Source organism: Mesorhizobium sp. M0276, assembly GCF_040321755.1.
Classification (GTDB): domain Bacteria; phylum Pseudomonadota; class Alphaproteobacteria; order Rhizobiales; family Rhizobiaceae; genus Mesorhizobium.
Window position 1 is genome coordinate 1 of sequence record NZ_JAMYSC010000046.1, and the last position, 24,358, is coordinate 24,358.

Annotated in this window: 23 protein-coding genes and 4 pseudogenes; 11 read left to right on the forward strand and 16 right to left on the reverse strand. The window is 60.2% G+C overall.

The window, feature by feature from the left end:
- The first annotated feature begins 174 nt into the window (after nucleotides 1–174).
- The 3 genes from NKJ01_RS27720 (at nucleotide 175) to NKJ01_RS27730 (ending at nucleotide 1,625) form a co-directional block, all read left to right on the forward strand.
- A complete protein-coding gene (locus tag NKJ01_RS27720) occupies nucleotides 175–411 on the forward strand; it encodes a DUF6894 family protein (RefSeq protein WP_031260977.1) in 237 nt (78 codons plus the stop codon).
- Nucleotides 412–917: 506 nt separating this feature from the next.
- Nucleotides 918–1,094, forward strand: coding sequence for a hypothetical protein (locus tag NKJ01_RS27725; protein ID WP_023761985.1), 177 nt, complete (start codon nucleotides 918–920; stop codon nucleotides 1,092–1,094).
- Nucleotides 1,095–1,127: 33 nt separating this feature from the next.
- Nucleotides 1,128–1,625 (forward strand): metallophosphoesterase family protein, encoded by a 498-nt coding sequence (locus NKJ01_RS27730; protein WP_023761986.1) that lies wholly within the window; start codon nucleotides 1,128–1,130, stop codon nucleotides 1,623–1,625.
- Between the two features lie 1,146 nt (nucleotides 1,626–2,771).
- Here the strand turns inward: NKJ01_RS27730 and NKJ01_RS27735 are convergent.
- The 4 genes and pseudogenes from NKJ01_RS27735 to NKJ01_RS27750 all read right to left on the reverse strand — a co-directional run.
- Nucleotides 2,772–4,940 carry an amylo-alpha-1,6-glucosidase gene (locus tag NKJ01_RS27735; protein WP_352732916.1) on the reverse strand — a complete coding sequence of 723 codons (2,169 nt, stop codon included), beginning with the start codon at nucleotides 4,938–4,940 and terminating at the stop codon, nucleotides 2,772–2,774.
- 235 nt (nucleotides 4,941–5,175) lie between these two features.
- Nucleotides 5,176–6,237, reverse strand: coding sequence for a glycosyltransferase family 4 protein (locus NKJ01_RS27740; protein ID WP_352732919.1), 1,062 nt, complete (start codon nucleotides 6,235–6,237; stop codon nucleotides 5,176–5,178).
- A 159-nt stretch (nucleotides 6,238–6,396) separates the two neighbouring features.
- On the reverse strand, nucleotides 6,397–7,104 hold the full coding sequence (locus tag NKJ01_RS36530; RefSeq protein WP_502905921.1) for a hypothetical protein: 708 nt from the start codon (nucleotides 7,102–7,104) through the stop codon (nucleotides 6,397–6,399).
- Nucleotides 7,105–7,275: 171 nt separating this feature from the next.
- Nucleotides 7,276–7,406: pseudogene (locus NKJ01_RS27750) on the reverse strand (ABC transporter permease); the annotation flags it as partial.
- A gap of 278 nt (nucleotides 7,407–7,684) precedes the next feature.
- On the opposite strand from NKJ01_RS27750, the gene NKJ01_RS27755 reads away from it, so the two are divergent.
- Complete coding sequence (locus NKJ01_RS27755) at nucleotides 7,685–7,954, forward strand: hypothetical protein (RefSeq protein ID WP_023761993.1); 270 nt, start codon at nucleotides 7,685–7,687, stop codon at nucleotides 7,952–7,954.
- A 167-nt stretch (nucleotides 7,955–8,121) separates the two neighbouring features.
- Nucleotides 8,122–8,664 (forward strand): DNA-3-methyladenine glycosylase, encoded by a 543-nt coding sequence (locus NKJ01_RS27760; RefSeq protein ID WP_352732924.1) that lies wholly within the window; start codon nucleotides 8,122–8,124, stop codon nucleotides 8,662–8,664.
- A gap of 19 nt (nucleotides 8,665–8,683) precedes the next feature.
- Here NKJ01_RS27760 and NKJ01_RS27765 read toward each other — a convergent pair.
- Nucleotides 8,684–9,130 (reverse strand): annotated as a pseudogene (locus tag NKJ01_RS27765) (Csu type fimbrial protein); the annotation flags it as partial.
- A 1,681-nt stretch (nucleotides 9,131–10,811) separates the two neighbouring features.
- Here NKJ01_RS27765 and NKJ01_RS27770 point away from each other — a divergent pair.
- Nucleotides 10,812–11,321: a ferritin-like domain-containing protein gene (locus tag NKJ01_RS27770; protein WP_352486297.1), complete on the forward strand. Its 510-nt coding sequence runs from the start codon at nucleotides 10,812–10,814 to the stop codon at nucleotides 11,319–11,321.
- 106 nt (nucleotides 11,322–11,427) lie between these two features.
- On the opposite strand, the gene NKJ01_RS27775 is transcribed toward NKJ01_RS27770, so the two are convergent.
- Genes NKJ01_RS27775 through NKJ01_RS27790 form a run of 4 tightly spaced genes read right to left on the reverse strand, consistent with a single transcriptional unit; the run spans nucleotide 11,428 to nucleotide 13,997 of the window.
- Nucleotides 11,428–12,174, reverse strand: coding sequence for a hypothetical protein (locus NKJ01_RS27775; protein WP_023761996.1), 747 nt, complete (start codon nucleotides 12,172–12,174; stop codon nucleotides 11,428–11,430).
- The gene (locus NKJ01_RS27780; RefSeq protein WP_023761997.1) at nucleotides 12,174–13,070 is read right to left on the reverse strand and encodes a hypothetical protein; all 897 of its coding nucleotides are present in this window, start codon (nucleotides 13,068–13,070) and stop codon (nucleotides 12,174–12,176) included. Before NKJ01_RS27780 ends, NKJ01_RS27775 begins: the two co-directional genes overlap by 1 nt.
- Nucleotides 13,067–13,462 (reverse strand): phage holin family protein, encoded by a 396-nt coding sequence (locus NKJ01_RS27785; protein ID WP_352486197.1) that lies wholly within the window; start codon nucleotides 13,460–13,462, stop codon nucleotides 13,067–13,069. The genes NKJ01_RS27780 and NKJ01_RS27785 overlap by 4 nt, the downstream gene beginning before the upstream one ends.
- Entirely contained in the window at nucleotides 13,452–13,997 is a 546-nt protein-coding gene (locus tag NKJ01_RS27790; protein WP_352732929.1) for a hypothetical protein, read from the reverse strand. Before NKJ01_RS27790 ends, NKJ01_RS27785 begins: the two co-directional genes overlap by 11 nt.
- A gap of 785 nt (nucleotides 13,998–14,782) precedes the next feature.
- On the opposite strand from NKJ01_RS27790, the gene NKJ01_RS27795 reads away from it, so the two are divergent.
- Nucleotides 14,783–15,286, forward strand: a complete 504-nt coding sequence (locus tag NKJ01_RS27795) for a hypothetical protein (protein WP_352732932.1) — start codon at nucleotides 14,783–14,785, stop codon at nucleotides 15,284–15,286.
- On the opposite strand, the gene NKJ01_RS27800 is transcribed toward NKJ01_RS27795, so the two are convergent.
- Entirely contained in the window at nucleotides 15,190–15,675 is a 486-nt protein-coding gene (locus tag NKJ01_RS27800) for a hypothetical protein (protein ID WP_352732976.1), read from the reverse strand. The two genes, NKJ01_RS27795 and NKJ01_RS27800, sit on opposite strands and share 97 nt — an antisense overlap.
- Nucleotides 15,676–15,696: 21 nt before the next feature.
- Between NKJ01_RS27800 and NKJ01_RS27805 the strand changes: the two genes are divergently transcribed.
- Complete coding sequence (locus tag NKJ01_RS27805; protein WP_352732968.1) at nucleotides 15,697–16,182, forward strand: site-specific integrase; 486 nt, start codon at nucleotides 15,697–15,699, stop codon at nucleotides 16,180–16,182.
- A gap of 414 nt (nucleotides 16,183–16,596) precedes the next feature.
- On the opposite strand, the gene NKJ01_RS27810 is transcribed toward NKJ01_RS27805, so the two are convergent.
- Nucleotides 16,597–17,037 carry an Lrp/AsnC family transcriptional regulator gene (locus tag NKJ01_RS27810; RefSeq protein WP_031261243.1) on the reverse strand — a complete coding sequence of 147 codons (441 nt, stop codon included), beginning with the start codon at nucleotides 17,035–17,037 and terminating at the stop codon, nucleotides 16,597–16,599.
- Between the two features lie 140 nt (nucleotides 17,038–17,177).
- Here NKJ01_RS27810 and rocF point away from each other — a divergent pair, with 140 nt between their 5' ends.
- On the forward strand, nucleotides 17,178–18,110 hold the full coding sequence (gene rocF / locus NKJ01_RS27815; RefSeq protein WP_031261242.1) for an arginase: 933 nt from the start codon (nucleotides 17,178–17,180) through the stop codon (nucleotides 18,108–18,110).
- 2 nt (nucleotides 18,111–18,112) lie between these two features.
- Nucleotides 18,113–19,168: an ornithine cyclodeaminase gene (ocd, locus tag NKJ01_RS27820; RefSeq protein WP_352732934.1), complete on the forward strand. Its 1,056-nt coding sequence runs from the start codon at nucleotides 18,113–18,115 to the stop codon at nucleotides 19,166–19,168.
- Between the two features lie 45 nt (nucleotides 19,169–19,213).
- On the opposite strand, the gene NKJ01_RS27825 is transcribed toward ocd, so the two are convergent.
- Nucleotides 19,214–19,402 carry a hypothetical protein gene (locus tag NKJ01_RS27825; protein ID WP_023762580.1) on the reverse strand — a complete coding sequence of 63 codons (189 nt, stop codon included), beginning with the start codon at nucleotides 19,400–19,402 and terminating at the stop codon, nucleotides 19,214–19,216.
- A gap of 1,225 nt (nucleotides 19,403–20,627) precedes the next feature.
- Between NKJ01_RS27825 and NKJ01_RS27830 the strand changes: the two genes are divergently transcribed.
- Complete coding sequence (locus tag NKJ01_RS27830) at nucleotides 20,628–21,104, forward strand: Ros/MucR family transcriptional regulator (RefSeq protein WP_023762579.1); 477 nt, start codon at nucleotides 20,628–20,630, stop codon at nucleotides 21,102–21,104.
- A 111-nt stretch (nucleotides 21,105–21,215) separates the two neighbouring features.
- Here the strand turns inward: NKJ01_RS27830 and NKJ01_RS27835 are convergent, their stop codons facing one another.
- The 4 genes and pseudogenes from NKJ01_RS27835 to NKJ01_RS27855 all read right to left on the reverse strand — a co-directional run bounded on the left by NKJ01_RS27835 (nucleotide 21,216) and on the right by NKJ01_RS27855 (nucleotide 24,277).
- Nucleotides 21,216–21,878: a LysR family transcriptional regulator substrate-binding protein gene (locus NKJ01_RS27835; RefSeq protein ID WP_352732938.1), complete on the reverse strand. Its 663-nt coding sequence runs from the start codon at nucleotides 21,876–21,878 to the stop codon at nucleotides 21,216–21,218.
- Between the two features lie 66 nt (nucleotides 21,879–21,944).
- A pseudogene (locus NKJ01_RS27845) lies at nucleotides 21,945–22,767 on the reverse strand (LysR family transcriptional regulator).
- A 174-nt stretch (nucleotides 22,768–22,941) separates the two neighbouring features.
- Nucleotides 22,942–23,309, reverse strand: a pseudogene (locus NKJ01_RS27850) (DUF2958 domain-containing protein).
- Entirely contained in the window at nucleotides 23,306–24,277 is a 972-nt protein-coding gene (locus tag NKJ01_RS27855; protein ID WP_352732941.1) for an ArdC family protein, read from the reverse strand. Before NKJ01_RS27855 ends, NKJ01_RS27850 begins: the two are co-directional and overlap by 4 nt.
- Nucleotides 24,278–24,358: the final 81 nt, after the last annotated feature.

Genomic DNA, 24,358 nt, shown 5'->3' on the forward strand with positions numbered 1-24,358 from the left:
CCACGGTCCACGTGAACAGAATGCTTCAGGAACTGCGACGGAAGGGCCTCATCGCCACCTCAGGCCCAACGGTACATGCTCTGGATTGGCCAAATCTTGTTCGCGCAGGAGACTTCGATCCGACCTATCTGCACCAAAGGAACCCCGAAGCTTTATAGTGACGGCAGCTCTCTTATGGCAAAATACTTCTTTGACAGTGGCGACAGCAACTCTGTCTTCGAGGACGAGATAGGCGTTGAATGCACGGGAATAGAAGGAGCGCGCCGCGCGGGCATTGAGGGCCTGAAAGACCTGGCGAAAGACGAATTGCGGGATATCGACGGACAGCAACTGTTCGTCGAGGTTCGGGACGAAAATGGTGAAAAGCTTCTGCGGCTCAGCATCTGTCTCCAGGTCAAATCGATGGAATGAGACTTTCCTGGTGTCCCGCTCGCATTGGGAGGACAACTGCGACAACCCCTTCTCCCGAAGAATGAGTAACGATGTAGGTATTCACAAGAACGGTCGGCTGCTGGCCAGCAGGACAACGCGTGTGGAGGCGTGATGAGCACGCGAACAGCATCACTTTGCGTTGGATGAATTCTCCCAAAAGCCATCCTTTCGGGTACCAATGTGTTGACGGGCGAACAAACATGCCCGGAACAAAATGCCCGGCCCATAGTTGGAGCAAGGCAGCGATCCTCCCAGCTGCAGATCGGAAATCCCGATCGCCCGCGCCGCACACTCCAACGGCGCGGGCTTGGATCGCTATCTGTACGGCAGGGTGCCAAGCTGTGGACTTGTTAGCTGGCTTTACGAGGATACTCAGCCCGCTGAATGCTATCCTTGCGCCACCGCGTTTTTCGGCGCGAGAGCGCGTGCGGAAACAACACGGGAACCCGATCCGTCCATCTTGTCGGCGGACGATAGAGAGATCGATGGGCAAGAAGATCAAGCAACGCACCGCGTCCCAGGCAGATCGTGAAAGGGCGATTGAAGCGAGCTTTTTCGCGCGCAGGTGCGGCCTCACCAAACACGAGGCACTCAAGATGCTCAGGGATGCTCGCATCAGGATGAACGGGGAAATCAAAGGGCGCTTCGGCGGTCGCAGATAGAGGTGCAATCGCTATTCGAAACGATCGTCGAGCATGATCTTCTTCACCTCCGACACACATTTTGGCGATCCGCGCATTCTGCGGCTCGACCGCCGTCCCTTCAGTTCGTTAGCAGCGCATGACCTGGCGTTGGCTGCTCTTTGGAACGAAACCGTTGGCCCGCATGATGAGGTCTGGCACCTCGGCGACTTTGCAAAGCATTCGCCCGCGACCGTGTCTTCCCTACTGTCTTCCCTCAACGGCCGCAAGCACCTGATCGTAGGCAACAACGATGGCGCAGCCACCATTGCTGCCGCAGCTTGGGCAAGTGTGAGCCACTATAAAGAGCTCACTGTTGACGGCTGCCTTTTTGTGCTTTGCCACTATCCCTTTCGCACCTGGAACCAGATCGGCAAGCGATCTATAAATCTGCACGGCCATTCGCACGGCCGCTTGAAGCCGATGACGCGCCAGTACGACGTCGGCGTCGACAGCTGGAATTTTCGTCCGGTCAATCTTGCTGCCATCAAAGCCAAGCGTCGTCGACCCTAGCGAAACTCACCGTTTGCGCCGGCAATATCTTCAGCAACCGGCTACCAATCGTCCGCGACTCCATCAAGGCAACCCCGATGGGGCCCTGAAAGGCGCTTCCGTACGCGAGATAAAAATTCGGCCGTCCTTTTCGGGGCACAGGGCTCATGGAGGGTCACCCGTTGGGCCAAGGTTTTCGGTCGAAACAGGGCGAGGCTTTGGTCATGCGTTACTCCTTCCGTGCTCCGACTGGCAGGCCGCGGTGGGGTTCTTCCTCCGAACCCGCATCAATCCTTGCGTGGTTGAGTGCTGGGTCGGAGATGGAGTGCTTTCCGATCCGCGCCGAACAATTAGCATCGCCTTAACTAATGTAAATGCACCCGATCCGCCGCCGGGTTATGGACCTCCATCCGACCCGGAGGATTTCCTTCATGCCACTCGAATCGTTGATTGACCAATACATCTGTACTCGCAAACGGCAGGGTCTTTTGTCGACGCAGCTTGCCCTTAGAGCCCTGAAGGAGGTTGTTCCGTCACCTTCGGTTTGTGATGGCCATCTCGTGAACATGATCGCCGAGCGCGCTGTTGCCGCCGGCCTAGTGATACACTTCGACCATTCAGGAGAGAACGTCGGCTAAGCGCTTTCTGCGGGCTTGGCGGTGGTCATCCGGTGGCCAGCCACGGACGCCTGTCGGCCGGCTCGCGCTCTCCATCAGGTCGAAGGTGAGGGCGGGAAAAGCCAAATGCAGTTCTCGTAGCGACATCTCCTTGAGCAACATAGAACGGCCGCCAGATATCGGGCCCGTGGCCGTCCAGCCCGCGGTAGGCCACGAGAAGCTGGGTCGCTAATGTTGCGTTCGCAAACAACAAAAGAGCGATGGCCGACGCGCCGTTACGCACCTGTGTGGTTCCAATTTTCCGGCCAATTGAAACCCCAGATCGCACAGCAGTTGGGAAGCGATAGGTGACTGAACCTTCAGCGGACCAAGCCTGGCGGACCGCGATCGCTAGACTGACCGAACACCCGCAGAGGTACAGCTTTCCGCCCTTGCGTGCGCATACCACGGGTGGAAGCAAGGTCACGAAGCCGATCAATGTCAGTCCGAACTCGAGCAGGCGGATATCGACCGCACGGTGCTGAAATTTGCTGGCGGCGTCGTTCAGCTGCTAGGAACGCACCAGCAATGGAACGAGCCCTTCATGGTTCTGGTCGAGATAGCAGACGATGCGGTCGCCGATGCGCTGGAACGTCAGGTCGACTCTCGCTTGGCCGACCGCCAGATGTCGGATCACGATATTGTCGATGCCTATTGGCAGGCGCGGAAATTCTACGCTGATTTCGCGCTTCCAGCCGTCAATACGAATGCCTAGACAGGCCTGTAGGATCATAAAGGCAGAGCCGGCCGACCACGCCTGCGGCAGGCAGGCAACCGGATAGGCCACCGGCGCATCGCTGGCGGCACGGGTGAAGCCGCAAAACAGCTCCGGCAGCCGCATATTGAAGCGGACAGCCGCCTCGAACATGCTGCTCATCAGCTTCACCACGCTGTCGCGCTCCTGATAACGGGCAAGGCCAGAGGCGCAAATCGCCGTGTCGTGGGGCCATATCGAGCCGTTGTGGTAAGACATCGGATTGAAGGGGATCTCGTCGGCGGCCAGCGTACGAACGCCCCAGCCGCTGTGAAAATGCCCCGACAGGAGCTGCGTCGCCATGGCCTGCGCCCTTTCCGCTGACGGCAACCCGACATAAAGCAGGTGACCGGCATTGGATGCGCGAACTGCGCATTGGCTGCCGTCGCCATCGATGGCCAAAGCATAAAAGTCGCGGTCCGGCATCCAGAAATGCGTCTCCACCGCCTTGCGAACCCTCTCTGCCATAGCCGTCCAGTGCGCCGCCTTGTCATCGTCGCCGCGTTTGGCCGCCAATGCCGCCATGCCCTTGTATGCTGCGAAGACGTAACCCTGCACTTCGACCAAAGCGACCGGTCCCTTGGGAATTGTGCCGTCGGCATGGAAGATTGCATCGGCGCTATCCTTCCATCCTTGGTTGAAGAGGCCGGTGTCTGCCGCCCTGCGGTACGTTACGAACCCCTCCCCGTTGCGGGCTCCGACGTCTTCCATCCATGCAGTGGCAGCTGCCAGTGAATCCCAGATCTTATCGACAAACTCCTCATCTCCGGTCCTATCGGCGTAGGCCGAAGCGAGATAGACATAGAGCGGAGTCGTGTCGACGCCACCATAGTATCGACCGAACGGCAGCTCGCGAAGCACGGCCATCTCGCCCTTGCGCGTTTCGTGCATGATCTTTCCTGGCTCCGCGTCTCCGAAGACGGAAGTCTCGGTCGATTGATAGCGGGCGAGAAACGCTAGCACGCCACGGGCAAGCGCGGGATTGAGCCAGAGCATCTGCAAAGCGGAGATGACTCCGTCGCGACCAAATGCCGTTGAAAACCACGGAATGCCAGCATAGGGATACGGTCCCGTCTCGAGGTCGGTCGTCAGCAGCGCGATGTCGGCACGCGTGCGGGTCAGCCAATCGTTGAAAACGCGGCCGGAACTGAAAACGGTCGCGCCTTGGCGGCGCTTCGACCGCATCGCAAATCGAGCTCGCGCAGCGGCTGCACGAAACCGATCACTGGACGGGACCTCTTCGCCGTGGCCGACCTCCAAATACAGTATCCTGTGGTCACGGCTCGGCACCAGAATGAGGAACTCGGCGTGATTTGGATGGAGCCGATCGGGTTTTATGGAAAACGCGATAACCGACTGACGCGCCACATTGTCGAGTCCTTCATACTTAAACGTGACACTTGACTCACCGATCAGCGCGTCATGGGCGCGACCGCGACGGCTCCGCGTGGTGCCGCGCACCTCGAACATATCCCGGAAGTCCGCGTCGAAGTCCAGCTGGACCGGCAACGAGATCTCGCGGGCGGAGTAGTTGGTAAACGTGATGCGCTCGAACATACGGTCCTGCCAGATGAAACGGGTCCGATCGATGTGGATGGCGCTCGCGGGAGCTTCACCGCCGTCTGGCCCGAGCGCGGCGAGATTGGTCAGATTGGCCGTGAACAGGATGTTGTCTTGGGACAAGGAAACGCCAAGCAACGAGGGTATACGGCCGCCGATCCACAGCCGGAAGCGCGACAGCACACGCGTGTCATCTCGGAAGAGGCCGTCGCCAGTGCCTCGTATGTCACCATAGCCGTCGGCAACGATGAAGCAGTCCTCATGCTTCAGTGCGAACTGCCGCTGCGGCTCGCGTGGTGCGGATTCGTCGAGTGGCGGGATCGCGAGCGCTGGATCAAGCTTGTGTTCTTCGACTTCCGTTTTCATATCACCCCTCCTGCTGGTGAGACCAGGTGGTTTAGGCGCGTATCTATTCCGGCTGGTGCCGCTGGCGAAGCAGCCGAGTCAACAATGCCTCATTATCCAACTCGCATGCTCGCGGTTTGGACCGCAGAGAAGCCTCAACGGAATTATTGGCAAATAGTTGGGGCATAACTTTGACCCGAGTACGGGAGGAGTTCAGGACCCCGGTTAGATAAAGATGGCCACATCGGTATGTGCTCTACGCCTCTGCCTGATGGGCCAAACGTTCTCGTTTGCCCTCCATCAGCGACCGATATATCTCGACGTATTCGCCACACATCCGCTCGACCGAGAACCGCTGTTCAAAAGTCTGCCGCACCCGTGCACGATCGAGTGCACCTATGCGTCGGGTTGCGTCCACAGCTTCGTCAAGACCGTTTACTATCGATCCAGAGACGCCATTGTCGATGACCTCTGGAACAGCGCCGCGGTTGAAAGCGATCACGGGAGTACCACAGGCCATTGCCTCGATGGTCACCAGTCCAAAGGGTTCCGGCCAGTCTATCGGAAACAGAAGCGCTGTCGCATTCCCTAGAAACTCCGCTTTTTGCGCTTCGTTGATCTCGCCGAGAAACTCTACGTTCGAATTTCCAAGCACCAAGGGTTCAACGCTCTCCTCCCAAAATGATTTATCCACCTTGTCGACCTTGGCAGCAATCTTCAGCGGCATCCCGGCGCGAACCGCGATCTCTATTGCAGTTTGTGGTCCCTTTTCCGGCGAGATGCGGCCGAGAAACGCGAGATAGCCGGAGCCTTTGGCGCGGAAAGGGAGAACATCGCGAGGAAGCCCGTGATGGACCATTCCGACCCAATTGACCGAAGGCATAGGCCGTCGCTGATCCAAGGAGATCGAGACCAAGGGAATTTGACTGAAGGCTGTATAGAGGTCGGCCAGATCGGCCAAGTCAAGCCGGCCATGGAGAGTCGTTACGGTCTGCCGGGCAAAATCTCGGATAATCGGAAAATGAAGGACATCGACGTGGAAATGCAGCACGTCGAATTCATTGGCTCGTTCACGTACGCGTTCGAGCATCAGGATATGGTGGGGGATATGGTTCTGCACATTGGGATTGAAACGCAATGCAACGTCGCAACATGGCACCAGTTCAGCCGCAGTGCGTGAATCACCGCTGGCAAACAAGGTCACGTGGTGACCTTGTTTGATAAGCTCTTCGGTCAGGTATGAAACTATCCGCTCGGTCCCACCGTATAGCCGGGGTGGAACGGATTCGGTGAGGGGCGCAATCTGGGCTATCTTCATCTTTACACGTTGCGATTTGACATCCTGGAACCTGAAGTCGTTCCTGCGAACGAAACCGGCCGCGTGTGGCCCTTTTGATATCAGGCTCCTCGATGCCAACTCCCGAAAGGCTCATCTGTTCCTTTAGGATCAGCACATCTTGGCGCTCCTAAAGAGTACCTAGCCAAGGCTCACCGGGCCGGCGTGCCTGTCCAAAATGCGGGTATTTTTCAGAAGTCCAGCTGTCAGCACCCCAGCACGACGGCGCAGGCTGACAAAGGCAAGGCCGGTCGTGACCAACTCCACCAGAGAAGCTTCGCCAACACGAAAAGAGGGCCCTCGCCCCAGTTCCTTTCGAGCTATCGGCAAGCGTTCGAAATTTTCTCGCCTAACGCATTTCGCGATTTGGCCTGACCTTCGCAACGAAAGCCCCTTGCCTACGTTCCCACTGATGCGAAGCTCCACCAGGAGGACCAGATGCCTAACGACAAAAGCAAGCGAGACTTGCATGATCGCGACCAGCTTTACGCGGAGGACGAGACCGAACTCCGGTATTTTGCCCAGCAGAATGGCGTAACGGCCGACCAGGTGCGCCAGCTGATCAAGAGCTTCGGCAATGATCGCGCTCACCTGATCCAAGCCGCAAGGGCGTTGCGAGGGCTCACACCCGCTGGAGCCGACGAGGTGACCAGAGAAGCCCGCCAGCAGATAACGCCTATGCATCTCAGCAACGATGACGAGCGATAGAAATTGGCGGGCGGTCCGGTTCAGCCGCCTTGGGTCCAATGCATTTCGAGGTGCGATTAGATTTTTGCTTGTGCGACCGCGCACCGCCTGCCGGATCTGCGTGTAGCGCTTCCTCGGGATCGTGCCCGTGAAAATGCACATCCGCGTCTGCCGGCGGATCACCGGTATTGCCGCATTTCTCTACGGCGGACACTGGGACAATCTGGACATCAGGGTCTTGTTTCAGAAGAAGCACTCAGGACAACACCTGCAATCTGGCGAGCTCGCTTTCGCGTTGAGCTCGCCATGATGTGAACTTTCCTGCCGTGAAAGTGGCCGCAGGCCGAGCCCGAGGAAGCTCAGCGCCGTCTCGCCGAGATCATGCCGGGTATGGAAATCGTCGCAGTCGCGATCAGGTGCGACATGAAGCCGGGAATGAGGTGGCGACGGATAATGCGGCTGCTGTGCCGCGGGCCACTAGTGGCCGCCATGTGCGATCTGTGCAGGCGTGACCACTCTCGACCTGCCTTGACGCTGTTGCTACCGCCCATGTCGGCGCACGACCCACCAAGTCCATCGTTCGCTCTCCCAGATCTCAGCTGCGAATTATCGCCGGCAGCCCAACCCGCTCGATCGCCGGTTGTTCCTGGAAGGAGGCTTGGCCGGTTTCCGCACGCCGGAACTTTGAAACGGCAATCAGGTTAGATGGGTTGACAGCAATGCTTTGAAAGGACTTCCGACAATGACCGACGCAGCACCTCTTCAGCGAAGCCCGGCACAGGCAAGGGGAGATATCGACGCCGGGCGCGAAGGCGACAAGACCCCCGGCTTCGACCCGGCTACCGCCCCCGTGGAGACTGACGCTGAATCCGCCGGCAACGCTCCGGTGAGAGCCCCGGCTCCGCCGCGTGACACGCCGAAGTTTACCAACGAGGCGGGCTATGCCAACGCGATGCGCCCGCTGAACGGCCAGCCCCACATCCAGCCACGCAGATATGGCCGGTCCTGGTGATTGCCGCGATCGTGGCGCTGGCCGTTATAGTCTTCATCGGTGCAGCAATGCTGCGTTGAACCCATCGATCGAGCTTCGCGACTCAGCAGTGGCTGGACATTTTTGTTCCTGGTCCAGAAACCTGACGTCGCCCGGGTTCAGGCGCGGACATGCGATGCCCATTGACCATGCATCACCAATTCTTTGCCCGAGACGCCGTCATCGTCGCACGCGATATGATCGGCGCCACGCTGTATTTGCACGGCGTTGGCGGCATCGTCGTCGAGACCGAGGCCTATCGCGCCGATGATCCGGCTTCGCACGCCTTCCGTGGCAGGACCGTGCGCAATGGCGCGATGTTCGGCGCGCCAGGCAGCGCGTACGTCTATCGCTCCTACGGCCTGCATTGGTGCCTGAATGCCGTGTGCCTGCCCGGCAGTGCCGTGCTTGTCCGCGCCATCGAACCGCGATCTGGGCTGGATGCGATGCGCGCCAATCGCGGCGTTGACGATCCCCGGCTGCTTTGTTCGGGGCCGGGGCGCCTTTGCCAGGCGCTGGCAATCGACAAATCGCATGATGGGCTGCCATTGGACGAGCCGCCATTCGAGTTCATGGCGCCGCTCGAACCCAGCGCCATCTTGACTGGCCGCAGGATCGGCATTTCCAAGGCTGTCGACGCGCAGTGGCGGTTCGGACTGCGCGGCTCGGGTTATTTGAGTCGCGAATTTTGATGCTGCGCACTACAACGGTATCGGTGTATGTCCCAGGCGCGGGTGTTATCTGCGCGGGCGCGCGGGCATAGACCGTATATGCCTGGTCCATCCCGGTGCCGGTGCCGCTGCCAGTCGGTACCGATTGTGTTCCCCAAACCGTCGTCATGCCAACGTCGCTGTATAGCGAATAGCTCACAGGCTTGGTGCCGCTCGTCATCTTTCGGTTGGCGACCGTGGCGCCGGAACCGGCTCCCGCGCTCAGCCCGACTGTGTAGGGGGTCGAGTTGGTGCAGCGAACCGTGACCGAGCCCGTCGAATCGACATTACGCCAGCACTCCAGCGGAGTCACGCTGGTGGCCGAGACGTTGCAGTTCGCGTCGATTGTCGCGGTCCAGGTTGAACCGCTGCAGATAGCTTGGTGGGTGCCTGTCGCGCACGCTGCCCCGGTCTTGTAGTCGTAGGCGGCCGCCGGGGCCGTGGTCATGGTCCAGACATACGATCCGGGCCAATTGATCGAGAAGGACGCCGTCGCGTCGTCGACGGCTCCGCTCAGTACGTCCACCAAACCGTACGATTGGCGGCCGTGACCGAGCAGCTCTGAGGCCAAGCCCCTTGCAGACCGCAAGCGAAGAATGGCGAGGATTGGCCGCAGCCGGGCTGTCCGGTGAAGCGAACGCCATAGCCGACCATAGATTCTGAAAACTTGCTACAGTGCTCACCATGGGGTCTGCATATCATGGGGCCGAGATACAAAGCAGGCTCAACCGTCGATACGACCGCGGCATGGGTGCGGCGGTAAGGCGTTAACCCCCTGGGGTGCCACCGTCGAAACGACGACTGCTCGAGGCGCAACCGCGACCTCCAACGGGTCGGCTGAAATGTTCGTGTAGCCGCTGTTCTCAGGTCATCGCCTTGAGCGGCATGGGTCTGTAGGCGCAAGGCAGCAGATCGTCGGCTTGTGGATGGCAGGCGATGAGGTAGCACAGTTTTGGCTCTGGCTCCGCGGTATGCCGCAACTGAACCAACGTCCGGTTTTGTGCAATGGCGGAATCATCACGAGCGGCCGCAATGAGGCCGGTACCGGAACGACGGCTTTCGGGAGCGACTGGGATAAAGCCGCCAGTATAGAGGCCCCTCCGAGGCTATGGTGTGCCGCGCCTTGAGTTGTCGGAAGTAAGCATGGAGCGGGTGCCAAAGTAAATTTTGACAACTTTATATTCTCGAATCTTAGTCACGTGGGTGAGAAATCTGACCCTACGCCAGATCCGTGCCTCGGCGGGTTCAGGAGCACAGAAAATCGTCAACGTCGGCAAGGCGTTGCGGCTTATGGCGGTGACGCTCGTGCAAAGCAGGTCGACGAGGAGGCGGTGCCGCGGTGTTCAACCGAAGAGCGAGCATGCGGCCGACCGCCGCAGGGCCAGCCTTGATATACGCTGCCCAAACAAGCGCGGAGAGGCTGCAGGTGCTTGCCAACGAGATCCACGCGTTACGGCAGCGCGCAAGGGCGGGCCTCGTTCTGCCTCAAGCCGGCCGGTGGGTGCCAAGAATGCCACGCCGCTGCTATGGCAATATGGGCAATTGATTAGCATATGCCGTACGACGAAGATTAGCGATTGAACCACGAGGCATCCAACAGGCGGCATTCGGGGATCACAACCGGGCTGTGATCGCCCGGTGGTGTCTCAGTTGACCGGCCTGTCATTCATGAGTCCGCTGAAGCGATTGACCCGGCGGCGAAAACCGTTGCGCTGAACAACGGTTCGAAGCTCAGCTACGACCGTCTCGTTGTTGCGCCAGGTATCGCATTCAGGGATCGGGCGCTTAGGGGCTATGACGAGGCTGCGATGGAGATCATGCGGCACGGCTGGAATGCAGGGCCGCAAATCAGGCTGTTGTGGAAAGCATGGAGGACGGCGGCCTATAGCAGCCGGCGCCGAGGGCGTTACACCAAGTTCGTCCTCGGTTCCATCGGCCGAGGAGTTTCGCCGAAATGGCCGCAAGCGTTCCTAGACTTATTTTCCATCCCAGCGCTCATCCGACATTTAGCGAAACCGGAGCACATCAACCCGAGTGGTCACTCTTGAGCCTGTTCGTGCGATCCATCCTGCGGCCGGAACAATCCTCGTCGCTCGTGGTTTGGATGCCACCAAACAAGGAGACCTCTGATGTCTGAATCGCGCGAATGGATGATCCAGTGGCTGAGAGATGCCCACGCCATGGAAGAGCAGGCGGAGACGATGCTGTCTGGACAGTTGAGCCGCATCGAGACCTATCCGGAGCTGAGGGAGCGCATCCGCCTTCATCTCGAAGAAACAAGGCAACAGGCTTCCCGGCTGAAGACCTGCCTCGACCGTATCGATGAAGGATCGTCCACCGTGAAGGACGCGGGCGGCAAGCTCATGGCGCTCGCCCAATCCATCAGCGGCGTGTTCGCCGGCGATGAGGTGATGAAGGGCTCCCTCGCCAGCTACACTTTCGAGCACATGGAAATCGCCTCCTATACAATCCTAATCGCGGCGGCCAACGCCGAGGGCGAGACCGAAATCGTGCAGGCCTGCGAGCAGAACCTCCGCGAAGAGGAGGCAATGGCGGAGTGGCTGAAAAGCCGTCTTGGCCAAACAACCCAGACGTTCCTGACGCGGGCGGCCGCCGACAGCGACAGCGCCAAGCGGTGATGGCCGGGTTGGTTAGCACGAGAAAGGCGACCCGCTCCCGACAGCCGGGACACTGTCGTCCAGGCTGCTCTTCCGTAGTTCTGGAGTTCCGGCGCCGAATTCTCGCCTAGTCGACCGCCGCGTGCTCCTCAAGCCGTCGCTGATACGCAATACCTACCGCAGCCGCGATGGCTAAACCCGCGGCACCAAGAAGCAGCTTGTCTCGCGTCTCCTGATCGCTCAGTGCGCCCTGGACAGCAGATGACGCTTGACCGGCCGCAGCGGCTGCCCCCTCGGCGGCCTCGCTGCCGGCCTGCCGCAATTCGTCGACCAGATTCGGCGTCTTGGCGCCCAAATTCCGCACCTTCTCTTTTACGGCGCCAGCCGCTTCCTCCGCATGTTCCTTCACTGTTTCGGCCGTCTTGGCGCTCATTTCGCCGACCTTCTCTGCCAGCTCGACGGATTGCTCCTTCAAGCGCTCTCTGGCGAAAGCGAGAGGATCGACCTGCCCGTCCAAGCCCGGCTGAATTGAAGGCGTACGCAACAGGCTGAATAGTCCTGCTCCGATCAACGCGGTCGCGATTGGCGGACGGTGAAGGAACCGCCACGCGAGACCAGCCCCAATTACCAATGCGGCGCCAGGATTCGTGGCAGCCTTTGCCTTGAGATCGTCGATGATCTCCAGCGCCGTCGACTGCGCGGTCGATCTTGCTTTCGCGACCAGCGCATCCTTGGCCTCGAGCGCCTCTTGCTTCAGTTCGTCGGTAAACTCGGACACCGTATTTGGCGAGCGCAGCGTCGACAAATCTTCCGCGAGCCTTGCGCGGGCTGCCTCAACGTCGTGTTCGAGTTGGCGGAGATTTGCCTCGCCCATCACGAGCCTCGCTTTCCGCTGGACTGGCCGGATTTGCCGGACCGGGAAGCACCCGGCCGTTGTGACTGATCCGAATTGGCCGATTTATCTGTCGACCGGCCCATGCTACCCGGGGCCGATTGGCCGCGCGATATGCCCGAGGTCGCGGACGGCGACTCAGCCGACCCGGCTTGCTGTTCGCCCGACAAGGTGCTGCCGAACTCGCCAGCCACTTCGCTCACGACATCCTTGAGGCCATCAGCATTAAGGCCGCGCTCCTCGGCAGCGGTCCTGAGCCTTTCGCGCGCCTTCACCGTCGACTCCTTCAACCGTTCGCCGACTTTCTCGGCGCTGTCCGTCAACTGCTCTCCAGCTGGGCCGAGTGTCCGCTTTTCAAAATCCGTGGGGCGGATGGCTGCAGCGACAGCTGCCCCTGTGGCGAGGCCGAGCAGCGCCAGCGTCAGTGGCTGCTCTTCGACTACGCGGTTCACCGTCTCTTGGAAAGTTGATTGGGCCCGTCGCGCGACCCGCTCCGATGTCTCAGTGACGTTGCGTCGCGCCTCGTCGACGTATTCCGACGCGAACGAAGTGTAAGCGCTGGCCGTGGCCGCGACCTTGCCGCCGAGGTCCGAGGCATGCTCCCGTGCATTGTCTGCCGTCTCCGAAGCGTCCTCCGTGCTTTTCGACCGGCGCCCCTGGCCGGCGGTGTTCGAGGACGTTGGGTGAACGCTTCGCTGGCCCTTACTTCCGCGGGTTTCATCAGCGTGATCAAAGCCGCCGCTGGCCCATGCCCCCCTGCGGCGCATCAACAGCGCGCAGCCGGCTGCAACGAGAAGAAGGCCTTCCGGATTGTTTTTGGCGGCTCCGATGAGCCATTCCGCCGTTCCGATGTTGGGCATATGCGCTTCGCGGCTCATGTTAGATGCTCCTTGGTTATCGATATATCCTGTTTGATCTGATGGATTGAGCGCGTGGGCGTCATCTCCTTTTGCGCATCCATGCGGCCCTTGTAGTAGGCGAGTGCTCCAGCTGCGGCCACGACGCCGGCAACGATCAGGCAGGACCAGTGCATTACGATCCCAAAGCTAGCTATCCAGAAGACGACGGCTTGCACTGTCAGCAATGCAGCGATCAGCCCAAGCACCCCGGCAGCGGACATCCAAATGCCGGCCCGAAGCTTGGCAAAAACGTTTTCAGACAGCTCCGCCCGGGCCAGCCGCAGCTCCTTTTGCACGAGGTCGGCCAGATCCGCCGCGGCGTCGGATAGTGCTCGTGGGAGCGTGGAATTCTTGAGCTGATCATGTGCCATTAAATTCGCTCGCTGCTTGCCGGTTGCGCCCGCGCACGGACTCATTGGAGCGTGACGACGCCGGCGGCGCGCTCTTCAGCGTCCGAAATGTCAAAAACCCCGCAAGGGCAGCAAGCCCAAAAACCAATCCGGGCTGGCGCTTGGTCAAATCGGAGGCGGCGCGGACCAGCTGATCGACCGACTGGTCCCGCAGATCGTCTGCGTAACCATCGATCCTGTTCGCAAACGTACGAACCACACCGGCGACTAAGGGCGCGCTTTCGTCGAGGTCCTCGGCTGCGCGTTTCGTCGAACTCGCGAGCTGGCCCATCACCTCGGCACTGCTGCCGACCTGACGGTCGAGCATTTCCTTCACCTGGTTGGTAACTGTTGACGCACTATCCGAGGCCGCCTCCTTGGCCGTATCAACTGCTTGTTGAGCCATGTCGGAGGCTTTCGAGAACGCGTCGCTCACGGTTGCCCCAATGTCCTTGTTTGCAATGTCCTCATCAGGTGTTTTGGTCGCGGATTCTCGTTCCTTGTTTTGTCTGTTCATGGTTTCCTCCATTGACAGGCAAAACTGCGGCAAAACCTTTTAGTTCCGTGGAGCTGCTCAAAGAAGCTACCCTTGCGCGCGGATACGTCTCAGCACAGTCCAAAGTGCTTCCACGAAAGTGGCTTCCCGGCTGTTTCATAGGAGCCAACCATCACCGGTCTCGCCTCGCGAAGCTATCGGCAGCGATCCTTGCGGCAGCCCGGACCAAGGAGCGGTATTTCGCCGTCCAGTCATGCCCCCGGCGGTAGGGTCTCAGTTTGGGTTTCGGCTGTGGTTGGAAGCGGACTGCTGAGACCGGACCTAGCGGCTTGCCCCGCCACCCGGGCTATCACGGGGTGGCGGGCCTCCGACTCCCCCCGTGGTGTGGACGCGCCGTGACGACTATCCCTAGGTAGTTGCCCGCAATGCGTGTATCGACTGCACATTCGCCGCGGAGGTGCGTAGTCTGCGCCGTTGAACGGACACCGATAGGCCCGACAAGTACGCTGGATATTCGTGGAGCCGGCTTTCCGTGCCACCACGCGACGGCAGGGTGGATAAAAGTCGGCGTTCCTTTCAATTTGCCACTCAGAGGCAGACCTGCCGCAGTGGGTCTCGCGGTGAAGCGGTCTCCCGACTCGAACCCCCGATGGCGAGCGAACGTTTCCGATGATCACGTTTGTCCCACAGCGTGACCGGGCGTCCCAATCTCTTTCATAAGCACGCGCAATTCGGCAGTAAGACAGAAAGTTCGAAGAGCTTCCAAGAACCAAGAACCCTAGGCAAACCGAACGCGGCGGCGGACAATGAAGGTCACGGATATCTCGGCGGACATCCGCGTTGGCGCGGTCAATATCGTCGGCAGAAGAGCGTCCGAAAAGGGCTATCGGCGGCTCCGTCGGGGGAACGAAAAAAGAAGGGAAGCAGAACGTGTGCGATTTTTGCACGCAACATCTCGTAACTATCCGATTTTATTACTATTCCGCCCCATCCAGCATGGGTGCAATAGCCAGGCTATGGTCTTGATTTTTCAGCATTTTTTCTTTAACATCAATTTGGTAGACGCAAGCGCGGCCACGCCGCTTTACGCCAGAATACGACCCTTTTCGCCACGTTTCGATCTTTCAGTGCACACGGAGCGCACACGAAAAAATGGCCACTACACAAAACTCTCGTCCGGCTCCTGGCGTGTGCAAGTCCGTCGCAAAGGTCGCTACGCCAGCGAGACCTTTCTGAGGACGCACGACGCTGGGCAACCGAAACCGAGCGCCAAGTCGATCGCGGTGAGACGCCGACAAAGTCCCGTATAGCGCGCCTGAAAACCTTCGGCGAACTCATCGACCTTCATATCGACGACATGTGCGATGTAGGCAAGTCCCCTCGCCGCTCCAAGGCCGCAGCCCTCGATATGCTCCGAAGACATCTGGGGAAGTGCAAAATAGTAGCCCTGGATCGCGAACGGCTCATTCGTTTTGGTCGGGACCGGGCCGACCAAGGCGCCGGACCGATAACTCTCGGTATCGACATCGGCTCTATAAAACTCATTCTGGCTCATGCCGCTGCAGTTCACGGCCTGCCCGTCAAGGTCGAACCAGTCGATCTCGCGCGTATCGCCCTCAAGAGACTTGGCCTCATTGGGAAAGGCCACCAGCGCGACAGACGGCCGACGCAGGATGAACTCGACAGGCTCATCGGTCACTTCGATGCAAACCCTCGTCAAATTGCTCCGCTTAGCCAGATCATACGTTTCGCCGTCGCAACCGCGATGCGCCAGGAGGAGATCTGCAAGGTGCGTTGGTCCGACCTGGAATCTCGCACGCGGATGCTTCTTATCCGTGATCGGAAAGACCCTCGGAACAAGAACGGCAACAATCAGCGCATACCGCTATTCGCGGCAACTGGATACGATGCATGGGCCATTGTCGAGGAGCAGCGGGCAAAGCGTAGCAACGACGATGATCGAATTTTCCCATTCAATCATAGGTCAGTCGGCACCGCCTTCCGTCGGGGATGCACTGACCTGAGCATCCACGACCTACATTTTCATGATTTGCGGCACGAAGGAACGAGTCGGCTTTTCGAGGCCGGATTCACGATCGAACAAGTTGCGCTGGTAACTGGGCACAAGGACTGGAAAATGTTGAAGCGCTACACCCATCTGAAGCCGGAGGCTCTCCACGCGCTGTTGGCAGCGCGCGCCGCATAGATGTGAGTGTCAAAAGGTTCTTCACGATAGAACAAGTCGCTTTGGTCACGGGGCACAAGGATTGGAAGATGTTGCGTCGATATTCGCATATCAAGCGGAAACCCTGCACACGATCCGAGTTGCGAGGGCAGCCTAGTGAGAGGCGAGATCGAATACGGCCGCCGGATCGCTGGGCATTGTAAGATCCAGCAATGGTCTTAGGAATGCCAGCGTCACCAACCCGCATCAGCGTGGCGGAGTTGTCGGCGATGAACTTGCGTTGATCTGTGAGGTTGGCTAGCTGTGAGCGGCTATCATCCTACCCTATTTCGGTCGGGCTCACGGCGAACAGAAACTGGCCGGCCGAGAAGCTCTGCATCGTTAGAAGCGCTGGTTTGCATCTCACTCGCCCGCACAGTCGGCCTTGATCGGATTTTAAGTTAGTCGTGCCCGGGTCGTGCGCGGCGTCGCCAGGAGCAGACTAGTTTCGCTGCCCGTTATGCCGGCTATGAGCCGGATGCGCCGCAGCACCGCATCGAAATCGGTCAGTGATGCGGTCCCGAGCTCGACCACCAGGTCCCAGCGGCCATTGGTGGTGTGGATGGTCGAGACTTCAGGGAAGCCGCCCAGCGCCCGGACCACGCGGTCAGCGGCGTGGCCCTCAATCTCAATCAGCATGATACCTCGGATGCGCTGATCAACGGCGTCGGCGCGCAGCACCACCGTGTAGCCGATGATGTCGCCGGATCGCTCCAGCCGCTCCATCCGTGCCCTGACTGTGGCGCGCGAGACGCCGAGGTCGACGGCGAGGTCAGACACGCTGCGCCGCGCATCATGCCGAAGCAAGGTCACGAGCCGTTCGTCCAGCGCATCCATCGGGATTACCATTTTGGCCAATTTCGCTGCTATTACGATAAACAATGCTTTTCGAATTGCCAATTCTGCCTGTTCATATCGCCGGCTCGCCATGATCTCCTCGCGGGTCATTCGAACTTGGTCAGCGGGAAAACAAGAGAATGCGTTGCAGAATCGTCGGGGCGCCAGTGCAGGATGGCGCTGGCAGGATGGGATGTGAGATGGGGCCAAGTGCGCTCAGGACGGCCGGACTTGCTGAAGTGCTGTCCGGCCTCGGCCACGCTGTCGAGGATATGGGGGCCGTCCAGGCAATTCCGGCGAGGCGCGTCGTGCATGGCAATTTGGCGCTGAAGGCCTTGCCCGAGATATCAGCCTGGACATCCGCGATTGCTCACGCCGCCTACGCCGCGAGCGAGAATGCCATGCCGATCTTTCTCGGCGGCGACCATTCGATATCCGCCGGGACCGTGTCTGGCATCGCCCGCCGCGCTGCCGAAGCCGGACGCCCGCTGTTCGTGCTGTGGCTCGACGCGCATCCGGACTTCCACACGCTCGACACCACCGCCAGCGGCAATCTGCACGGCGTTCCGCTCGCTTACGCCAGCGGCCAGCCAGGTTTTAGCGGCTATTTTCCGGATCTGCCGGCTGCGGTCGATCCCAAGCGCATCTGCACCATGGGCCTGCGCAGTGTCGACCCGGCCGAGCGTCACGCGCTCAACCAGGCGGGCGTGACCGTGCACGACATGCGCGCCATCGACGAGCATGGCATCGCGCCGCTGCTGCGCGCCTTTCTGGCGCGGGTATCTGCAGAGGACGGGCTGCTGCATGTCAGCCTCGACGTTGACTTCCTCGACCCGTCCATTGCGCCGGCTGTCGGCACCACGGTTCCCGGCGGCGCGACTTTCCGCGAGGCGCATCTGGTGATGGAGATGCTGTCCGACAGCGGCCTCGTCTCCAGCCTCGACCTGGTCGAGTTGAATCCCTTTCTGGACGAGCGTGGCCGAACTGCGACGCTGATGGTCGACCTGACGGCGAGCCTGATGGGCCGCCGCATCATGGACCGCCCCACCCGCAGCCATTCCGGGAGCTTTTGATCATGGCCACGGCAAAGTTGAACATCGTCCCCTTCGTCAGCGTCGACCGGATGATGAAGCTGGTGAACGCCATCGGCGTCGAGCGCTTCCTGACCGAGCTCGCCGGCTACATCGAGCAAGACTTCCGTCGCTGGGAACTTTTCGACAAAACGCCTCGCATCGCATCGCACAGCCATGACGGGGTCATCGAACTGATGCCTACAAGCGATGGGCGGCTCTATGGCTTCAAATATGTCAACGGCCATCCCAAGAACATGCGCCAGGGTTTGCAGACGGTGACTGCCTTCGGCGTGCTCGCCGATGTCGGTAGCGGCTACCCGATGCTGCTCACCGAGATGACCATACTGACGGCGCTGCGTACCGCCGCCACATCCGCTGTCGCGGCCAAGTATCTGGCGCCGGGCGGCGCGCGCACCATGGCCATCATCGGCAATGGGGCCCAATCGGAATTCCAGGCGATCGCCTTCAAGGCGCTGACCGGCATCGACAGGCTCAGGCTCTACGACATCGATCGATCCGCCTCGCGGAAATGCGCGAAGAACCTGGCTGGCATGGGATTTGACATCACCATCTGCGCATCCGGGCAGGAAGCGGTTGAAGGGGCCCGGATCATCACGACCGTCACCGCCGACAAACAGTGCGCCACCATCCTCACCGACAACATGGTCGGCTCCGGCGTCCACATCAACGCCGTCGGCGGCGATTGCCCCGGCAAGACCGAACTCCACAAGGACATCCTGCTGCGCTCCGACATTTTCGTCGAGTTCCCGCCGCAGACACGCATCGAGGGCGAGATCCAGCAGCTGGATCTCGACCATCCGGTGACCGAACTCTGGCAAGTAATCGCCGGCAAGGTGCAAGGCCGGAGAGACGCCAAGCAGATCACGCTGTTCGATTCCGTCGGCTTCGCCATCGAGGATTTTTCGGCCCTGCGCTATGTGCGCGACCAGTTGCAAGCGACCGGCCTCTACGAGGAGCTCGATCTGCTGGCCGATCCCGACGAGCCACGCGACCTTTTCGGCATGCTGCTGAGGGCAGCCCTGAAGCTGGCCGCATAAAAGGCTCGCTTAAAACTGCAGAGACGGTATGGTTCCCATCAGAGGTCACCACGGGCGACCCACCCTACGTTTCCGGTCGACAGCGTTCAGGAAGACCACGAGATCATCGGCATACTCCATGTCGAGGTCGACGGCTTGGTGGCCTTCGTACACAGCCGGCAGCCCGGTGAACACGTCGAACACCATCCAGGACTCATCCGCTTCCTTCCTCAAGTCGTACCGTAGGGACACCATCAGGGAAGCCTAATGTGGGTCGGGAATATTTGGTAGAAATTTCTGAGCGGGTGATCGGATGATAGGCACGCGCGCCGACCCCCCGTGCCCATCAGGTTCCACGACAAGAGGCACGGCCGGTTCCGTGCGTTGGCAGCTCGCGGCAATCCCTATCTGCGTGGTCGTCCCATGCAAAAAGCCCGTCGCTTCGGGGGAAAGCGACGGGCTTTTGTAGGGCGGTATTGTAACATAGCCGCTCCGTAATGATGACTGGCACCGGTGAACATTCGATTAAAAAGCCCGCCAACCTTTCGGCTGACGGGCATAGCTAGGACTGGCTAGGATCTACCCAGCACCGGCTTGGTATCTTGGCAGAGCAGTTGATTGCAAGATCAGGCTGGCACAATTTTGGATTGGACGGCTGAATCAAACGCCCGGCGACGGAAGCCCGAGAGTAGGCCCGCGCCCAAGCTCGGGGCAAAGGCGGGCCCGGCCAAGGGTCGCGCACCTTGACCAGCAGCGAGGGGTGCTGCCGCCAGAGAAACCAGTCGCTAAATATTAGGTTCCGCTAATGTGATCAAAAAGGCCCACACCCGACATAAGCATGGGTGGGCGGGTCTTGGAGTGGCTAGGAATCAACCCAGCATAGGTCAACGAGCGGCGGAGGGCTGGTTGCGCTCATCGTTCACCGGCATTTTACCTTACGCGACGTTTCCCGGGCGTTGACGGCATGGTAAGCCGACCACAAGGACGCGGTGCGGTTCGATCGGGAGATGGGGGCATCACTCGGTCGGGCCAGGCTCAGGCAGGGCTCCGCGTCCGCACCATTTCAAAATTCGGGCATAGGTGAACGAGCGGCGGAGGGGTTGGTTGCGATCACCTATTGCCGCTCTCTGCCCTTAAGCTCATCCAGAGAAACAGAGCGCCCGAAATTTTCGTGGACCGCGTAGCCTTGACGCACCGCCTCCGTTGGCAGTTTCTCCATAACCTTCCGCTTGGCAATCTCCCGGCGAATTGCCAGCGCACGACGGATTATGGCGGGTCCGCCCTCCTGCCCAATTGCGCTTGCACCTTCATTGCTGTGCGGTGCCGCGCCCGAACTGGTTCATGCAGAGTTTCCTGACCCATGCGCCAGCCGCGTTCCATCGTAACTTCTTGTCTTGTGCACCTGGTGCGCTTTGCTGTAGCGAGGCTGCTGACGCAGATCGGGCTACGGCACCTGAAGAGCAGATGAAAGGTCGGCCAAATGCCTGAAGATCTTATCGAGTCCGACGTGGAATTGCTGGAGATGACCGCTGACATCGTTTCCGCCTATGTCAGCAATAACCCGGTTCCAGTTGCGGAACTCGCCCGCGTAATTGCCGATACCTATGAGGCGATCAGCAAGCTGCAGGGCGCGCGCCCACCCAAAGCGGAAGAGAAGCCTACACCCGCTATCCCGATCAAGAAATCGGTGACGCCCGATTTCATCATCTGTCTGGAAGACGGCAAGAAGTTTAAATCGCTCAAGCGGCACTTAGGCACCCACTACGATCTGACGCCAGATGCGTACCGCGCGAAATGGGGCCTGCCCTCCGATTACCCAATGGTTGCGCCGAACTATGCCGCGGTGCGATCCGCGATGGCGAAGGCGATCGGCCTGGGACGGAAGGCCGTAGAGCCTGAACCCGTAACGTTGCCGGCGCCGGCCAAGCGCCGCAAGATCGGCATCAAGACAACCTGACATCCGGGCTATTTTGCACAAAAGCCCGCATTCTGTTCAAGGGCGCGGAGCGATCGCCTTCCGTCAGAAAGAACCCTGCCTCTTGTTCCATGGCAGCCGCTGCCGAGTACATTAGCCCTCAAGGGATGATCCCCCTCTAGCCGACGGCATCTGGGAAAACGCGGCGATGATTGCCTCGAGCGACACATTCAGTGCATTCGAAAAGGTCCGGCCCTTCTGCCAAATCGCAACGTAGTGATAGAGCGCGGACGGCTCCACTGGCCTTATTCCCAAGTGAAACGCAGCGTACTCACGGGCGATGATCTCGTTGGTTATCGAAATGCCTAGGCCTGCCGAAACGTATCCGGCTTCGTGACCGTTGCAATCGAATTCCACCAGTATGTCTGGCTCGACGCCGGCGAAGCGCAAGGCATTGAAGTTCATTTGGTGGGCGGCGAACTGGGGATCGATATCGACGATCGTTTCGCCTGCCAGGTCTTGAGCCTCGATACAGGCCTGTTTTGAGAAACGGTGATCGGGATGAAAAATGCATACGTTGCGCGCTGACCCAAGCGGCGTCCATTCAAACAGGCCTGGATCCAGTGGCAGTCTCGAAATTCCAAGATCGGCGCGGCCTGCCAGGATGTGTTCGCCGATCTGGTCATAGCTTCCCGAAATCGACCGGACATTCAGAGCGGTCTTCGAGCGAATAATCGCCACCGCCTTGGGCAAGGTCACGAAACCGAAAACAGAAGGCGCGGCAATCGCAATCCGTTGCTTTTCCTCGTTCTTCATTGCGAAGATCGACGCTTCCAGCCGATCCAGGGACGTCAGGGCAAGTTCTACGTTTCGCAGGAGCTCCTAGGCTTCCTGCAAGGGGACGATGCGGTTGGCTGATCTCTTGAAGAGTGTGATGCCGAGCGTGATCTCGAGTTGCTTCACGTGTTGACTGACAGCCGGCTGGCTTATCCCGAGCGCTGCCGCCGCTCGCCTTGTCGATCCGGCCCGCAAGACTTCCCGGAACACCTTGAGTTGACTCAGCAGGCGCCGGATCTGCTGCGGCTCCTTCGACCAGGAGTTTTCGAGCGCCTCCCAGACCTGCTCCTGACGCGTGTGATCGTCGGTCACGGTAAAGGCCATGAGTTGCTCGAGCTGCATGCCATCCTGCTCGTAAACCTCCTGCAGCTTGGCCGAAACCCTGGCCAGCCTCAGGCGCTGCTGCACGAATGTTGCGGAGACGAAGAAGCGTGCCGCAATCTCCTCATGGCTTGCGCCCTGGTCGTGAAGGGTCTGGAAGGCGCGAAACATGTCGAGCGGATGTAAATCTTCGCGCTGAAAATTCTCGGCCAGCGAATCCTCCTCGATCGGGACCGCGCTGTGAGCGTCGCTGACAACGCAGGGAACTGGCTCGGTCTTGATCATGCGCTTCTGCTTGACCAGCAGTTCCAGCGCGCGATAGCGGCGCCCGCCAGCCGGCACCTCAAACATGCCGGTCTCGTTACCCTCGCCATCCAGCACGGCCGGAGAGGTTCTGGAGCAGGCCGCGCCGTGCGATCGACGCGGCGAGGTCCTCTATCGTTTCCCCGCGCTTGATGCGCCGGACATTGGACTGGCTCAGCACCAGCTTGTTGAAGGGGATGTCACGTGAAGCGTTGAGGGTGATCGTCTGCTTGGGCGTAGCCATGGGATTATCTCCGCGACGGGGCGACCGAGACTCTCTCGACCTCCAACCCCGTCAAAAAAGACGGGCGCAGCCCTCTCACTCTAGGACTGCGCCGCACACCGAAGATCCAGAGGGGGACAGGGCCGCAGACACGACTTTGCGCATCTGCGGCTTTGCGGATTTCAAGGTGAGATCTCACTTGCCGTCCCGGCCATGCTGGGCGGCGTGGTAGAGATGCGTTCGGCTCGCGAAGGTTTCCGACCCGGCGGGCGGCCTCTGCCCAGACCGAAATCGGCAGGTCGGTGCCAAAGAGGATGTCGCGCTCGATGCCCATGCCGAAGGGCAGCCGGATCGAAGTCATCTCAAGGACACGAGAAACTGCCCTGCTCCGGATAGCCGAGATCGGCGAGACCGAACATGGTGTCGCCATCGGCATCCAGCGCGGTTGCGAGTCAGGCTCCTTCGCCGAGTGGATTGAAGAACTTCACGACCGGTACGTGTTCGGCGTCGCGCCCGCGGCCGTAGCGAGCAGGCACGCGCAGTTCCTCGGTGAGAACGATCATGCCGCCCTCCTCTCGATCTCGGCCTCATCGACGTCGGCCCGGTCTGCCCTGGCTGCACCGTCAGGTTGCGGCAGGAAGGCGAGCAACCAGTCGGCCGCCTTGCTGGCCTGGGAGGCGGCACGCACGATGGCGCGGTTGTCTTCGCGCAGGACCTCGAGCCAGGAGGCCAGGTAATCGGCGTGGCGCACGGTCGGCACAATACCTAGCGAGGCGCAGCAGAAGGCCGCGTTCATTTCGGCGACCAGTTCCTCGAAAGCATATCGCTTTGTGCCGAAGGCGCCGCCGAGGTCACGGCCGACGCGGGAGGGATGGCCGGTCGCATGCCCAAGCTCGTGCAGGGCGGTGCGGTGCCAGTCGATGGTCTGGAAATACGCCTGCGGAGGTGGCACCTGCACGTAGTCGTGCGCCGGCACATAATAGGCGCTATTGCCGCCGATGCGGAAATCGATCCCTGTCGCCTTGATCAGTGCGTCGACAGCCGGTTCGATCAGTCCGGGCTCTGGTGCGGGCGGAAACACCGCCAGATCGTCGGGCAGATTTTCGCATTGCGCAACGTTGAACACGGTGAAGCGCTTCAGGAACGGTATCGCCTGGGCTGCCTCGCCGGTCTCCCGCGCGCGATTCTTCTCGTCGTCAGGGATGAAGCGGTCAGCATAGACGACGGTGGTTCCGTGTTCGCCCTTGCGGACATGGCCGCCCAGCGATAGAGCCTGGCGGAAAGTCAGCCAGCCCTGGACGGGAAAGCCATGCTCGACGACCGCACCCCACAGGATTAGCACGTTGATCCCCGAATAGGCGCGGCCAGAGGCGGCATTGGCCGGCATGGCGAGGGATGCTTGCGTCGCCGCCGTGCCCCAGGGCTGCACCCAGGGAAAGTGCCCAGCTTCCAGCTCGGCGATGATCTTGTTCGTAATATCGTCATAGAGGCTTGTCCGGTCGGCGCCGGCGCGAGCGTAATGTCTGGACATCGCGTTTCTCCGCGACGGGCCCCGGAGGCCTCTCCTCCAGCTCTCAACCCGTCACGGCAAACCGGTCCGTACTCTCACTCT

Bases quoted from the DNA above. Each gene is read 5' to 3' on its own strand.
- NKJ01_RS27720 (WP_031260977.1), top strand. From the start codon at position 175: ATGGCAAAATACTTCTTTGACAGTGGCGACAGCAACTCTGTCTTCGAG.
- NKJ01_RS27725 (WP_023761985.1), top strand. From the start codon at position 918: ATGGGCAAGAAGATCAAGCAACGCACCGCGTCCCAGGCAGATCGTGAA.
- NKJ01_RS27730 (WP_023761986.1), top strand. From the start codon at position 1,128: ATGATCTTCTTCACCTCCGACACACATTTTGGCGATCCGCGCATTCTG.
- NKJ01_RS27735 (WP_352732916.1), bottom strand. From the start codon at position 4,940: ATGAAAACGGAAGTCGAAGAACACAAGCTTGATCCAGCGCTCGCGATC.
- NKJ01_RS27740 (WP_352732919.1), bottom strand. From the start codon at position 6,237: ATGAAGATAGCCCAGATTGCGCCCCTCACCGAATCCGTTCCACCCCGG.
- NKJ01_RS36530 (WP_502905921.1), bottom strand. From the start codon at position 7,104: ATGTGCATTTTCACGGGCACGATCCCGAGGAAGCGCTACACGCAGATC.
- NKJ01_RS27755 (WP_023761993.1), top strand. From the start codon at position 7,685: ATGACCGACGCAGCACCTCTTCAGCGAAGCCCGGCACAGGCAAGGGGA.
- NKJ01_RS27760 (WP_352732924.1), top strand. From the start codon at position 8,122: ATGCATCACCAATTCTTTGCCCGAGACGCCGTCATCGTCGCACGCGAT.
- NKJ01_RS27770 (WP_352486297.1), top strand. From the start codon at position 10,812: ATGTCTGAATCGCGCGAATGGATGATCCAGTGGCTGAGAGATGCCCAC.
- NKJ01_RS27775 (WP_023761996.1), bottom strand. From the start codon at position 12,174: ATGGGCGAGGCAAATCTCCGCCAACTCGAACACGACGTTGAGGCAGCC.
- NKJ01_RS27780 (WP_023761997.1), bottom strand. From the start codon at position 13,070: ATGAGCCGCGAAGCGCATATGCCCAACATCGGAACGGCGGAATGGCTC.
- NKJ01_RS27785 (WP_352486197.1), bottom strand. From the start codon at position 13,462: ATGGCACATGATCAGCTCAAGAATTCCACGCTCCCACGAGCACTATCC.
- NKJ01_RS27790 (WP_352732929.1), bottom strand. From the start codon at position 13,997: ATGAACAGACAAAACAAGGAACGAGAATCCGCGACCAAAACACCTGAT.
- NKJ01_RS27795 (WP_352732932.1), top strand. From the start codon at position 14,783: ATGAAGGTCACGGATATCTCGGCGGACATCCGCGTTGGCGCGGTCAAT.
- NKJ01_RS27810 (WP_031261243.1), bottom strand. From the start codon at position 17,037: ATGGATGCGCTGGACGAACGGCTCGTGACCTTGCTTCGGCATGATGCG.
- rocF (WP_031261242.1), top strand. From the start codon at position 17,178: ATGCGTTGCAGAATCGTCGGGGCGCCAGTGCAGGATGGCGCTGGCAGG.
- ocd (WP_352732934.1), top strand. From the start codon at position 18,113: ATGGCCACGGCAAAGTTGAACATCGTCCCCTTCGTCAGCGTCGACCGG.
- NKJ01_RS27825 (WP_023762580.1), bottom strand. From the start codon at position 19,402: ATGGTGTCCCTACGGTACGACTTGAGGAAGGAAGCGGATGAGTCCTGG.
- NKJ01_RS27830 (WP_023762579.1), top strand. From the start codon at position 20,628: ATGCCTGAAGATCTTATCGAGTCCGACGTGGAATTGCTGGAGATGACC.
- NKJ01_RS27835 (WP_352732938.1), bottom strand. From the start codon at position 21,878: ATGAAGAACGAGGAAAAGCAACGGATTGCGATTGCCGCGCCTTCTGTT.
- NKJ01_RS27855 (WP_352732941.1), bottom strand. From the start codon at position 24,277: ATGTCCAGACATTACGCTCGCGCCGGCGCCGACCGGACAAGCCTCTAT.